Source organism: Mycolicibacterium flavescens (assembly GCF_001722335.1).
Taxonomy (GTDB): domain Bacteria; phylum Actinomycetota; class Actinomycetes; order Mycobacteriales; family Mycobacteriaceae; genus Mycobacterium; species Mycobacterium flavescens.
In genome coordinates, this window is the sequence record NZ_MIHA01000017.1 from 13483 (window position 1) to 26993 (window position 13511).

Annotated in this window: 10 protein-coding genes and 1 pseudogene; 8 read left to right on the plus strand and 3 right to left on the minus strand. The window is 69.1% G+C overall.

The genetic code is table 11. The features are described 5' to 3' along the window. Positions 1-87: 87 nt before the first annotated feature. From BHQ18_RS20740 to BHQ18_RS20750, 3 genes are all read left to right on the plus strand, one after another. Entirely contained in the window at positions 88-1101 is a 1014-nt protein-coding gene (locus BHQ18_RS20740) for an AurF N-oxygenase family protein (protein WP_069415637.1), read from the plus strand. Positions 1102-1110: 9 nt separating this feature from the next. Next, positions 1111-2796 carry an FAD-dependent oxidoreductase gene (locus tag BHQ18_RS20745; protein ID WP_069415532.1) on the plus strand — a complete coding sequence of 562 codons (1686 nt, stop codon included), beginning with the start codon at positions 1111-1113 and terminating at the stop codon, positions 2794-2796. Positions 2797-2887: 91 nt separating this feature from the next. Continuing rightward, on the plus strand, positions 2888-5482 hold the full coding sequence (locus BHQ18_RS20750) for a family 1 glycosylhydrolase (RefSeq protein ID WP_084294199.1): 2595 nt from the start codon (positions 2888-2890) through the stop codon (positions 5480-5482). 5 nt (positions 5483-5487) lie between these two features. Here the strand turns inward: BHQ18_RS20750 and BHQ18_RS20755 are convergent, their stop codons facing one another. From BHQ18_RS20755 to BHQ18_RS20765, 3 genes are all read right to left on the minus strand, one after another. Next, on the minus strand, positions 5488-5943 hold the full coding sequence (locus BHQ18_RS20755; protein ID WP_069415534.1) for a VOC family protein: 456 nt from the start codon (positions 5941-5943) through the stop codon (positions 5488-5490). Positions 5944-6045: 102 nt separating this feature from the next. Beyond that, the gene (locus tag BHQ18_RS20760; RefSeq protein ID WP_069415535.1) at positions 6046-6648 is read right to left on the minus strand and encodes a maleylpyruvate isomerase family mycothiol-dependent enzyme; all 603 of its coding nucleotides are present in this window, start codon (positions 6646-6648) and stop codon (positions 6046-6048) included. After that, positions 6645-7763, minus strand: coding sequence for a citrate synthase 2 (locus tag BHQ18_RS20765; protein WP_069415536.1), 1119 nt, complete (start codon positions 7761-7763; stop codon positions 6645-6647). Before BHQ18_RS20765 ends, BHQ18_RS20760 begins: the two co-directional genes overlap by 4 nt. A gap of 73 nt (positions 7764-7836) precedes the next feature. On the opposite strand from BHQ18_RS20765, the gene pdxH reads away from it, so the two are divergent. From pdxH to BHQ18_RS20790, 5 genes and pseudogenes are all read left to right on the plus strand, one after another. After that, positions 7837-8520 (plus strand): pyridoxamine 5'-phosphate oxidase, encoded by a 684-nt coding sequence (pdxH, locus tag BHQ18_RS20770; RefSeq protein ID WP_372516629.1) that lies wholly within the window; start codon positions 7837-7839, stop codon positions 8518-8520. Between the two features lie 3 nt (positions 8521-8523). Next, a pseudogene (locus BHQ18_RS20775) lies at positions 8524-9794 on the plus strand (MFS transporter). A gap of 69 nt (positions 9795-9863) precedes the next feature. Continuing rightward, on the plus strand, positions 9864-10511 hold the full coding sequence (locus tag BHQ18_RS20780; protein ID WP_069415537.1) for a TetR/AcrR family transcriptional regulator: 648 nt from the start codon (positions 9864-9866) through the stop codon (positions 10509-10511). A gap of 93 nt (positions 10512-10604) precedes the next feature. Further along, positions 10605-11912, plus strand: coding sequence for a citrate synthase (locus tag BHQ18_RS20785; protein WP_084294201.1), 1308 nt, complete (start codon positions 10605-10607; stop codon positions 11910-11912). Positions 11913-11993: 81 nt separating this feature from the next. Continuing rightward, positions 11994-13430 (plus strand): MFS transporter, encoded by a 1437-nt coding sequence (locus BHQ18_RS20790; protein ID WP_069415538.1) that lies wholly within the window; start codon positions 11994-11996, stop codon positions 13428-13430. Positions 13431-13511: the final 81 nt, after the last annotated feature.

The following is a 13511-nucleotide window of genomic DNA, read 5'->3' on the forward strand; positions in this document are numbered from 1 at the left end:
CCCATTAGGGGCTATTCCCGGTATGCGATACCTGCGGTACCGTGTTTCGCAACGCAGGTGGACGTGTCCCTCGACGAGGAGGTCGGAATGGCTCGCACTCGTATGGTCAGGCGCTGGCGCCGCAACATGGAAGTCAGCGACGACGCCCAGTACACCCACACCCTCACCACGCTGTCCGAGGGTTCGGTGCGACGGAACTTCAACCCGTACACCGACATCGACTGGAACTCGCCCGAGTTCGCGGTGATCGACGACGACGACCGCTGGATTCTGCCCGGCACCGACCCGATCGGGCGCCACCCGTGGTACCAGGCGCAGCCCAGGGAGCGGCAGATCCAGATCGGCATGTGGCGGCAGGCCAACGTCGCCAAGGTCGGCCTGCAGTTCGAGATCATCCTGATCCGCGGGCTGACCAACTACGCGTTCTGGGTGCCCAACGGCTCACCGGAGTACCGCTACTGCATGCACGAGACCGTCGAAGAGTGCAACCACACGATGATGTTCCAGGAGATGGTCAATCGCATCGGCGCCGACGTGCCCGGCATGCCGCGGATGCTGCGGTGGCTGTCCCCGTTCATCCCACTGATCGCCGGGCCGCTGCCGATCCCGTTCTTCTTCGGGGTGCTGGCCGGCGAGGAGCCCATCGACCACACGCAGAAGATGGTGCTGCGCGAAGGCAAGGCGCTGCACCCGATCATGGAGCGGGTGATGGCGATCCACGTCGCCGAGGAGGCCCGCCACATCTCGTTCGCGCACGAGTACCTGCGCAAGCGGCTGCCGTACCTGTCGCGGTGGCAGCGGTTCTGGCTGTCGTGGAACGTGCCGATCATCATGCGCGTGTTGTGCCAGGCGATCATCGTGCCGCCCAAGTCGTTCTGGCGTGAGTTCGACATCCCGCGCTCGGTGAAGAAGGACCTGTTCTTCCGCGCGCCCGAGTCGCGGCAGTTCCTGCGCGACATGTTCGGCGACGTCCGGATGCTCTGCCACGAGACCGGTCTGATGAACCCGTTCGCGCGGTTGGTCTGGCGGCTGTGCAAGATCGACGGCCGGCCCAGCCGGTACCGCAGCGAGCCGGCCCGCCAGCACGTGGTCGCCGCCTAGGAGGCGCCCGTGCCGCATGTGATCACCCAGTCGTGTTGCAGCGACGGGTCCTGTGTCTACGCCTGTCCGGTGAACTGCATCCACCCGACACCCGACGAGCCGGGGTTCGCGACCGCCGAGATGCTCTACATCGATCCGGTCGCGTGTGTCGACTGCGGTGCGTGCGTGACGGCGTGCCCGGTCGGGGCGATCAGTCACGACAGCCGGTTGACCACCGAGCAGCTGCCGTTCGTCGCGCTCAACGCGGCGTTCTACCCCGAACCGGAAGGCAAGCTGCCGCCGACGTCGAAGCTGGCGCCGGTCCTCGAGGCGCCGATGGTGCACCCGCGGCCGACCGGCCCGCTGACCGTCGCGATCGTCGGGTCGGGCCCGGCGGCCATGTACGCCGCCGACGAGTTGCTCACCCAGGAAGGCGTGCGGGTCAACGTGTTCGAGCGGCTACCCACCCCGTACGGGCTGGTGCGCGCCGGCGTCGCGCCCGACCACCAGAGCACCAAGCGCGTCACCCGGCTGTTCGACAGGATCGCCGACCGCCGCGGGTTCCGGTTCTACCTCAACGTCGAGGTCGGCTCGGACCTCACGCACGACGATCTGCTCGACCATCACCACGCCGTGCTCTACGCCGTCGGCGCGCCCAACGACCGTCGCCTCGAGATCGACGGTATGGATCTGCCCGGCACGGGCACCGCCACCGAGTTCGTCGCGTGGTACAACGGCCACCCCGAATTCAGTTCGCTGCCAGTCGAGCTGAGCTCCGAGGGGGTCGTGGTGATCGGTAACGGCAACGTCGCCCTCGACGTCGCGCGCATCCTCACCGCCGATCCCGACACGCTGGCGCGCACCGACATCGCCGACCACGCCCTGGCCGCGCTGCGGCGCTCGAATGTCACCGAGGTGGTGATCGCGGCGCGCCGGGGGCCTGCGCAGTCCGCGTTCACACTTCCCGAGCTCATCGGGTTGACGTCGGCGGCCGAGGTGGTGCTGTCGGCGGCCGATCACGACGCCGTGCAACGCGACCTCGCGGTCACCGATGATCCGTTGACGCGCAACAAGTTGGAGATCCTGGGCAAGCTCGGGGTGGCCGAGACGACCGCGTCGACGCGGCCGCGGATCCGGCTGGCCTACGGGCTGACCCCGGCGCGGGTGCTCGGCGAACCCCGCGTCGAGGCCGTCGAGTTCACCGCCGGCGACGACCGGCACCGCATCGACGCCGGCCTGGTGCTCACCTCGATCGGGTACCGCGGCAGGGCGGTTCGCGATCTGCCGTTCGACGAGTCCGCCGGCGTGGTGCCCAACGACGGCGGTCGGGTGATCGACCCGGCCACCCAGCGGCCGGTCACCGGCAGCTACGTCGCGGGCTGGATCAAGCGCGGGCCGACGGGGTTCATCGGGACCAACAAGTCGTGTGCGGCGCAGACGGTGCGCAACCTGGTCGCCGACTACAACGACGGCCTGCTGCGCGACCCGGCCGGCGACCGGGGCAAGCCGGCCACGCTCGACCGGCTGGTCCGCCGCCGGTGTCCCGACATGGTCGACGCCGCCGGCTGGAAGGCGATCGACGCCGCCGAGATCGCCCGCGGCGATGATTCGCGCCCGCGCGCCAAGTTCACCGCCGTGCCCGACATGCTGGCCGCCGCGGCAAACGCCCCGGCGCCGTCGATCGGGCGGCGTCTGCTGGCCGGCCTGCGGCGGTAGCCGCCGCGCGCTCAGATCGTGCAAACCGCCCCGGGGCGCGGGGCAACCGTAGTAAACCGAAGGCGTGAACGCCGCAGCGTGTGTTGGTCGGGTGGGCAGGCTCGCCGTCGCTCTCGGAATCGGGGCCGCGGTGATCACCGGGTACGGGTGCGGTCCCGCGTGGGCCGACACACCCTCCTCATCAGAGTCGGGGTCATCGGAGGCGTCGGAGTCGGAGTCGTCGGCTGACGCCGCACCGCCGGAGGCCTCGGACACCGATGCGGAGCAGGAGTCCGAGAACCAGCCCGAGGACGAGGACGAGCCGGAACTCGAAACCGGGGAGGACGACGAGGAGCCGGAACTCGAACCCGAAGCGGAGCCCGAGCCCGAGCCCGAGCCCGAGCCCGAGCCCGAACCGCAGCCCGAACCGGAACCCGAGCCCGAGCCGCAGCCGGAGCCCGAGCCGAAACCGCAGCCCGAACCCGAGCTCCCACAGGCGCGGGTGAACGCGACGCAGCTGCGCGTCGACACGACAGACGACGAGACCCCGCCGGACACGCCGCTGGAGATCGATCAGCCTGTCGCACAGTCGCTTACGCTGGACGCGCCGGTGGCGGCGGCGGCCACGCTGACCGTGCCGAAGGTGCCGTCGCTGCGGCCCTGGCCGACCGCGTTCGATCCGGCCACCGCGGTCAACTACGTCGTCGACCTGATCACCAGCTTCGTCAGCATGGCGCTGAGCCCGTTCGCCGCCGGCCTTCCCGCGCCGCCGACGGGACCGCCGACGCTGTGGACGCTGCTGGCCTGGGTCCGCCGCGAGTTCTTCAACTCCTCGCCGACCATCGCCTACGACCCCGTGCTCAACAGCCAGAGCCTCGACGAGAACGGCGACGTCGTGGTCACCGGCAGCATCGGCGCCGCCGACGTCGACGGTGATCCGCTCACCTACACCGTGATCGGCCGCCCCCTCTACGGCGGCGTGGTCGAGGTCGCCGACGACGGCACCTTCACCTACCGGCCGATGAACGCGATGGCCGCCGTCGGCGGGTTCGACGAGTTCGTGGTCGTCGTCGACGACGAGGCCGCCGGCTTCCACCTCAACGGGCCGCTCGGGCTGCTGCAGTTCGTGCCGATCCTCGGCGACCTGATCAACCCCGGCGGCGGGCACCGGGTGGCCCGCACCATCCGCGTCGACGTGACCGCCGTCGACGGCGTCGACCTGTCCTTCCCCGACGGATTCAGCTGGGGCGTGGCGCATTCCGGGTTCCAGGCCGAAGGCGGGCCAGGTTCACCCGTCGACCCGAACTCCGACTGGTACAAGTGGGTGCACGATCCGCTCAACCAGCTGCTCGGCCTGACCAAGGGTGTCCCGGAGAACGGGCCCGGCGCCTACGTCCGCTACGCCGAGGACGCGGCGCTGGCCCGCGACGAGCTCAAGATGAACTCGTTCCGGATCGGCATCGAGTGGAGCCGCATATTCCCGAACTCCACTGCCTCCGTTGATATCTCCGACGAGGGCGGCACCATCAGCCTGGCCGATCTGCAGGCGCTGGACGCGCTGGCCAACGAGCAGGAGGTGCAGCACTACCGCGACGTGCTGACCGCGCTGCACGCGCACGGGCTGGAACCGATGGTCACGGTCACCCACTTCACGTTGCCGGCCTGGGTACACGACCCGGGCTCGACGCGGCTGCTCGGGCAGTTCGGGCTGCCCGCACCCGCCGCGGGTTGGCTCTCACCCGACACCGCAACCGAATTCGAGAAGTACGCGGCCTACCTGGCGTGGAAGTACGGCGACCAGGTCGACAACTGGGCGACGCTGAACGAACCGGTTCCGCCGGTGCTCACCCAGTTCCTCGCCCTGCCCGGCCTGGTCCCCGCGTGGCCGCCCGGACTGATCCGCCCCGACCTGGCCTCGACGTTCCTGGTCAACCAGGCCAAGGCGCACGTCGGCGCCTACGACGCGATCCACGCGTGGGACAGCACCGCGTTCGTCGGCTTCACCAACAACATGGTGCCCGCCCGCCCGGCCAACCCGGTCAACCCGCTCGACGTGGCGGCCGCCGACGCCTGGAACCAGATGTTCAACCGTTGGTTCCCCAACGCCGTCATCGACGGCTGGGTCGACGCCAACCTCGACGGCGTCAAGACACCCGACGAGGTCCACCCCGAGTTCGTCGGCAAGGTCGACTTCATGGGCGTGCAGTACTACGGGTCGCAGCCGATGCAGGGCTTCGGCTTCGCGCCGATCCCGGGGCTGCCGTTCCTGCGCGGGCTGCCGGTCCGCTGCCAGGCCAGCTCGCCGACGTGCAGCGACTTCAATCAGCCGATCGACCCCGGCGGTTTCCGGGAGGTCCTCGAGGTGGCCGCCTCGTACGGAAAACCGTTGTGGGTCACCGAGAACGGCATCGCCGACGACGAGGACACCAAGCGCCCGTCCTACATCGCCAACCACATCGCCGTCGTGCAGGACCTGGTGGCGCACGGCGCCGACATCCGCGGCTACACCTACTGGTCGTTCGTCGACAACCTCGAGTGGTCCGAGGGTTACCACCTGCAGTTCGGGCTTTACGGCTCCGACCCGGCCACCCCCGAACTCGAACGCACCCCGAAGCCGGCGAGCATCGCCGCGCTCAGCGCGATCACCGGGTCGAACGCGCTGCCGCTGTGGCTGCTGCAGCAGTACGTGGCCCCTGCCGTGTTCTGAGTCGGCTACTGGTGCTGTTTGACCGCCGCGTCGATCTCCTCCTGGCTGACCTCGCGGATCGGTTGTCCCATCGACCACAGATGCCCGAACGGGTCGCGCAGTTCGCCGTAGCGGTCACCCCAGAACATGTCGTCCAGCGGCATCACGACCGTCGCGCCGGCATCGACGGCCTGCTGGAACTTGGTGTCGACATCGGTGACGGTGAGGTGGATGGTGACCGGTGACCCGCCGAGGGCCTCCGGCGCGGCCGACTTGCCGTCGTTCATCTCGGGGAAATCGTCGTTGAGCATCACCAGCGCACCGTTGATGCGCAGCGCGGCGTGGAAGAGTTTCTTGCCGTCCGGGCCCGGCACCCGGCCCAGTTCCTCGGCGCCGAACGCCTTGACGTAGAAGTCGATGGCGGCGGCGCCGTCACTGACGGTCAGCATGGGCGATACGGCGGGCTCGAACTCGATGGCCATGGCGGTCTCCTCAGATATTGGGTGGGTTCACGCGTACAGACCCGCCGCGCCGACGGATCTCATCGCGCACGCGCCATGCAACCACCACCCACCGACAACCGGTCAGACGATCGAGAACGACGGCGGCAGCGGCTCGCGCCCCGTCAGCGCCAACAGCACTTCGGCGCCCTGTCCGTCGGCGGCGATCCGGGCCGCCAGCACCAGCGCGTCCTCCACCACATCGCCGGGCAGATCCACCGAAATGCCCAGCGCCCGACCGATGTCCAGGCTGTGCACCGCCAGCTCGAACACCCGGGTCGGCAGATACGCCGACAACCGGATGCCCAGGCCGCCGAGCACCTGGATCAGCGGATCGTCGACCGCCTCGAGCCGGTCCAGCGCCTGCCCCACCAGCGCGTCCACCGCGGCGGCCGGATCGTCACCCAGGTCGCGGCCGGCCTGCCTGCCGCGTTCGGTCACCGCCGACGGGTCCATGCCCAGCGCGGTCGGGTTCACCCGCGCGTAGTACTCCTGCGGGCTGGTGACGTCCTCACGTTCGGCGGCGGTGTCGAGGTAGGTGATCACCGTCGTCAACGACCGCGAGGTGTGTCCCACCAGGGCCCGCACATCCCACTCGCCCAGACCCGGTCGCTGCCACGAACCGGCGGGGACCCGGTGCACCAGGTCCGCGAAAGCCCTTGCCGCGGCAGCGAACGTCGTCGTCATGACCGGACGACTTGATCCCATCCCTGCACCGATTCGGGGCTGCGCGGGGCGGGCCCGACGTAGATGGCCGAGGGCCGCACCAGCTTGCCGAGCCGCTTCTGCTCCAGGATGTGCGCGCACCAGCCCGCGGTGCGGCCGCACGTGAACATCGCGGGCATCATCTTCGTCGGCACCTGCGCGAAGTCCAGGATGACCGCCGCCCAGAACTCGACGTTGGTCTCGATGGCCCGGTCCGGGCGCCGCTCGCGTAATTCCGCCAGCGCGGCCTGCTCGAGCGCGGCGGCCACCTCGTAACGCGGCGCCTTGAGCCGCTTGGCAGTGGCCCGCAGCACCCGGGCCCGCGGGTCCTCCGCGCGGTAGACCCGGTGCCCGAAGCCCATCAGCTTCTCCTTGCGGTCGAGGATGCCCCTGACCACCGCGCGGGCGTCACCGGTGTTCTCGGCCTCCTCGATCATCGGGATCACCCGCGCCGGCGCGCCGCCGTGCAGGGGTCCGCTCATCGCGCCGATCGCACCGGACAGCGCGGCCGCCACATCGGCCCCGGTCGAGGCGATCACCCGAGCGGTGAACGTCGAGGCGTTCATGCCGTGTTCGGCGGCGCTGACCCAGTAGGCGTCGATGGCCTCGACGTGCCTCGGGTCCGGATCACCCTGCCAGCGCGTCATGAAACGTTCGGTGACCGTGGCGCATTCGTCGATGGTTCGCTGCGGGACGGCCGGCTGGTAGATGCCGCGGGCGGACTGCGCGACGTAGGACAGCGCCATCACCGACGCCCGCGCCAACTGGTCGCGCGCGGTGGCCTCGTCGATGTCGAGCAGCGGGGGATAGCCCCAGATCGGCGCCAGCATCGCCAACCCCGCCTGCACGTCGACGCGGACGTCGCCGCTGTGGATCGGCAGCGGGAACGGCTCGGCGGGCGGCAGCCCGTCACCGAAGGCGCCGTCGACCAGCAGCGCCCACACATCGCCGAACGTGACCCGCTGGGCGACCAGGTCCTCGATGTCGACGCCGCGGTACCGCAGCGCTCCGCCGTCCTTGTCGGGTTCGGCGATCTCAGTGGTGAAGGCGACGACGCCTTCGAGGCCGGGAACGAAATCTTCGGGCACCGCGGTCATGGGCCGATTCTCGCACCCGCGATTTTCGGTCGGTCGACAACCTGCACACCGACCCCGGGCGTAGCGTTGTTCCGTGGCGGCGGTCGGCGACGAGCACTTGGCGAGGATGCGCGTGGAATACGGTTCGGTGGAAAAGGACGGCAGCGCGGACCTGGACGCCGACTGGCTCGGCCCCGACCCGGCGACCGGCTGGATTGAGTTGCTGCGCAACTGGTTAACCGAGGCCGAACGCGCCGGTGTCGCCGAGCCCAACGCGATGGTGGTCGGCACGGTCGACGCGGCGGGAAGGCCGGTCACCCGCTCGGTGTTGTGCAAGAGCGTGGACGAGACCGGTATCACCTTCTACACCAACTACGACTCCGCCAAGGGCGAACAGCTGGCCGCGACGCCGTACGCGTCGGCCACGTTCCCGTGGTACCCGATCGGCCGCCAGGTCCACGTCCGCGGCGCGGTGACCAAGGTGTCCGCCGAGGAGACCGCCGAGTACTGGTCCAAGCGCCCGCGCGGCTCCCAGCTGGGCGCGTGGGCGTCGCACCAGTCCGCGCCGATCGCCTCGCGCGCCGCGCTGCTCGACCAACTCGACGAGGTGACGCAGCGGTTCGCCGACCACGACAGGGTGCCGGTGCCGCCGAACTGGGGTGGCTACCGCATCGCCGCCGAGGTCGTCGAGTTCTGGCAGGGCCGGGAAAACCGGGTGCACAACAGGATTCGCCTCAACCTGGGCGACCGCGTCAGCGTCGAGCGCCTCCAGCCGTAACACGTGCGGAAGCTCTTCGCCGACACCACGCCGCTGCAGACGCCCGACTTCCGGCGGCTGTGGCTGGCCGGCATCGTCACCGTCATCGGGGCGAACCTGACGATCTTCGCGGTGCCGGTGCAGTTGTACGCGCTCACCCAGAGCTCCGCCTACGTCGGGCTGTCCGGGCTGTTCGCGTTGGTGCCGCTGGTGGTGTTCGGGCTGTGGGGCGGCGCGTGGGCCGACGCGATGGACCGCCGGCTGCTGCTCATCATCAGCTCGGTCGGGTTGGCGCTGGCGTCGGTGCTGCTGTGGGTGCAGGCCGCGCTCGCGCTGAACAACGTGTGGGTGGTGCTGTGCCTGCTGGCCGTGCAGCAGGGCTTCTACGCGGTCAACTCGCCGACCCGCTCGGCGGCCATCCCGCGCATGCTGCCCGGCGAGCAACTGCCCGCGGCCAATTCGCTGAACATGACCGTCATGCAGTTCGGCGCGATCGTCGGACCGCTGATGGCCGGGTGATGCTGCGCTGGGTGGACCTGTCGACGCTGTACGCGATCGACGCGGTGACCTGCCTGGTCGGGGTGTGGGCCACGGTCCGGCTGTCGCCGATGCCGCCCTCCGGCCAGACGTCGGGGGGCTTCGGGTTTCGCGCGGTGCTCGACGGGTTCCGGTATCTGGCGGGCAACCAGGTCGTGCTGATGTCGTTCGTCGTCGACCTGATCGCGATGATCTTCGGGATGCCGCGCGCGTTGTTCCCGCAGATGGCCCACGAGTCGTTCGGCGGCCCGATCGAAGGCGGCACCACGATGGCGCTGTTGGCGGCGGCGATGTCGGTCGGTGCGGTGGCCGGCGGCGTGTTCTCCGGATGGCTGCCGCGGATCCGCAGACAGGGGCTGGCGGTGGTGGTCGCGATCGTGGTGTGGGGTGCCGCGATGGTCGGTTTCGGCTTCGCGGGTGGGATGGCGGGCGGCCGCGCGGGCACGATGCTGTGGATCGCGTTGGCGTTCCTGGCGATCGGCGGGGCCGCGGACATGGTCTCGGCGGCGTTCCGGTCGACGATCCTGCAGCAGGCCGCTTCCGACGAGGTGCGCGGACGGCTGCAGGGCGTGTTCACCGTGGTCGTCGCCGGCGGCCCGCGGCTGGCCGACGCCGCGCACGGGGGAGCGGCGGCGATGGTCGGCACGACGGTCGCCGCGGCGGGCGGCGGTGCGCTGGTCGTGATCGTCGTCGTGCTTGCGGTGCTGGCGGCACCGGCGTTCGTTCGCTACCGCGTGACCCAGGGCGACAAAGTCTGACGGTGGACAACTGTCGGGCGCCGACAGTTTCTAAGCTCTTTCTCAAGAATCGCCGATAGCATCCCGTTTGTGGTGGATGTACGGGGGGCTCCCGTCGGGCTTCGCGAACGCAAAAAGCAGCGCACCCGCGCCACCCTGATCGACGCGGCCGTCAAGCTGTGCCACCTCCAGGGTTTCGACAACACCACCGTCGAACAGATCGCCGCCATCGCCGATGTCTCGCCGCGCACCTTCAGCCGGTACTTTCCGACCAAGGATTCGATCGCGCTGGCACTGGTCGACGAGATCCTCGATCACGCCGCGGCCGAACTCGCGCGCCAACCCGCCGACCTGAACAATTTCGAGGCGTTGATGCGCTCGTTCGTCGCGCTGGCCGAGACCTCCAAGCGCGCCGCGCCCGGTGAGCTGACCGAAGAGCGCGTGCTGTGCATCGTCGGGATCCTGATCTCGTCGGCCGCCCTGCGCCAGGTGTCGGTGGAATACCGCGGCGACGCCATCGACCGCGAGTTGGCCCGCCGCATGGGAGTGGGGCTCGACGACCGTCGGCTGCGGCTGGCCTCGGCGGTGTGGAGCGCGCTGATCATGACCTCGCTGACCGCCGCCGCCGACGACGTCGACGACTGGGCGCAGGTCTCGGTCGACTACCTGGCGACCCGTCTTCAGGCCACGTTCGACGACTTCACCGCCCTGACGGCGGACCTGCGGCAGGTGGTGTGACCGACTGACCGCCCCCGGCGGGGCACGCTCGCCGGAATGCGACTACCTTCTGTAGTGCAATGTTCGACTCCCAGCAGCGACGAAGGGAACCTCGTGGCCGATAACGCGAAGAGTGGGGAAGAGAAAGCCACCCTCTCGTACCCCGGTGGCACGCTCGACCTGGATATCGTTTCCGCCTCCGAAGGCTCCGACGGCATCGCGCTGGGCTCGCTGCTGGCCAAGTCCGGCTACACCACCTACGACGAGGGTTTCGTCAACACCGCCTCGACCAAGAGCGCCATCACCTACATCGACGGTGACGCCGGCATCCTGCGTTACCGCGGCTACCCGATCGAGCAGCTCGCCGAGAAGTCCAACTTCATCGAGGTGAGTTACCTGCTCATCTACGGGGAGCTGCCCACCAAGGAGCAGCTGGAGAAGTTCACCACCCAGATCCAGCGGCACACGCTGCTGCACGAGGACCTCAAGCGGTTCTTCGACGGCTTCCCGCGCAACGCGCACCCGATGCCGGTGCTGTCGAGCGCGGTCAACGCGCTGTCGACCTACTACGAGGATTCGCTGGATCCGTTCGACGACAACCAGGTCGAGCTGTCGACGATCCGGCTGCTGGCCAAGCTGCCGACCATCGCGGCGTACGCCTACAAGAAGTCGGCGGGCCAGCCGTTCCTGTACCCGGACAACTCGCTGACCCTGGTCGAGAACTTCCTGCGGATGACGTTCGGCTTCCCGGCCGAGCCCTACGAGGTCGACCCCGAGATCGTGCGCGCCCTGGACATGCTGTTCATCCTGCACGCCGACCACGAGCAGAACTGCTCGACGTCGACGGTCCGGCTGGTGGGTTCGTCGCAGGCCAACCTGTTCACCTCGATCTCCGGCGGCATCAACGCGCTGTGGGGCCCGCTGCACGGTGGCGCCAACCAGGCGGTGCTCGAGATGCTGGAGAAGATCCGCCAGGCCGACTTCGACGTCCACGAGTTCATCAAGAAGGTCAAGAACCGTGAAGAGGGCGTCAAGCTGATGGGCTTCGGCCATCGGGTCTACAAGAATTACGACCCGCGGGCGCGCATCGTCAAGGAGCAGGCCGACAAGATCCTCGGCAAGCTCGGCGGCGACGACGAGATGCTCGACATCGCAAAGACACTCGAAGAGGCCGCGCTGACCGACGACTTCTTCATCGAGCGCAAGCTCTACCCGAACGTCGACTTCTACACCGGCGTGATCTACCGCGCGATGGGCTTCCCGACCCGGATGTTCACCGTGTTGTTCGCGCTGGGCCGGCTGCCCGGCTGGATCGCGCACTGGCGGGAGATGCACGACGCGGGTGGCGGCAAGATCGGCCGGCCGCGGCAGGTGTACACCGGCTACACCGAGCGCGACTACGTCGACTCCGACAAGCGCTGACCCTTTGGCGCCGAACGTGGATTACCCGCACACGTTCGGCGCCCGAAGCGTGACGTAACCCCACACTCGGCTGATTCACAGGTGAACGAATCCGTCGTCGGGGGGTTGAGCGCCAGGCGCAAGGCCATCATTCTGGTGTCCTGCTGCCTGAGCCTGCTGATCGTGTCGATGGACGCGACGATCGTCAACGTCGCGATCCCCAGCATCCGCGCCGACCTCGACGCCTCGGGCACCCAGTTGCAGTGGGTCATCGACATCTACACGCTGGTGCTGGCGTCGCTGCTGATGCTGTCGGGCGCCGCCGGCGACCGTTTCGGCCGGCGACGCACCTTCCAACTCGGGCTCGGCGTGTTCGCGGTGGCCTCGCTGCTGTGCAGCCTCGCGCCGAACATCGAGACACTGATCGCCGCGCGGTTCCTGCAGGCGATCGGCGGGTCGATGATGAACCCGGTCGCGATGTCGATCATCACCCAGGTGTTCACCGGCCGGGTCGAACGCGCGCGGGCGATCGGCGTATGGGGCGGGGTCGTCGGCATCTCGATGGCGGCGGGGCCGATCGTCGGCGGTGCGCTGATCGAGGTGCTCGACTGGCGCGCGGTGTTCTGGATCAACCTGCCGATCTGTGTACTGGCCATCGTGCTGACCGCGGTCTTCGTGCCCGAGACGAAGTCGGCGACGATGCGCGGTCTCGACCCGGTCGGTCAGGGACTGGGAATGGCGTTCCTGTTCGGAATCGTGTTCCTGCTCATCGAAGGTCCCGGATTGGGCTGGGCCGACGGGCGAGTGGTGGCGATCGCCGTCGCGGTGGTCCTCGCGTTCGCCGGGTTCCTGGTCTACGAGGCCCGGCACCGCGAGCCGTTCATCGACCTGAGGTTCTTCAAGAGCATCCCGTTCGCGTCGGCGACGATGATCGCGGTGTGCGCGTTCGCGGCGTGGGGTGCGTTCCTGTTCATGATGTCGCTGTACCTGCAGGACGAACGCGGCTTCTCGCCGATGCAGACCGGGCTGATCTATCTGCCGATCGCGGTTGGCGCACTGGTGTTCTCGCCGCTGTCGGGCCGGATGGTCGGACGGTTCGGGGCTCGGCCGTCGCTGCTGTCGGCGGGCACGCTGATCACCGCGGCGACGCTGATGCTCGCCTCGTTGTCGGCGACGACGCCGGTGTGGCAACTGCTGGTGGTGTTCGCGGTGTTCGGCATCGGGTTCTCGATGGTCAACGCGCCTGTGACCAACGCCGCGGTCAGCGGTATGCCGACCGACCGCGCCGGCGCCGCATCGGCGATCGCCTCGACCAGCCGTCAGGTCGGCGTGAGTATCGGTGTGGCGCTGTGCGGTTCGGTCGCGGGCGCCGCGCTGGCGACGACGGGCGCGAACTTCGCCGAGGCCACCCGCCCGCTGTGGCTGATCTGCGCGGCGCTCGGCGTGGCGATCACCGTGCTCGGTTTCTACTCGACGTCGCGGCGGGCGCTGCGCTCGGCTGACCGGCTCGCTCCGCTGGTGGCCGCCGATGGCGTCTGAGCCGGCGCCGAAATAGCATTCCTGGTCGCGATTGCGGCGATTTCGCAGCCATGGCTTCTCGCTCGGCGCACGATTGAATCG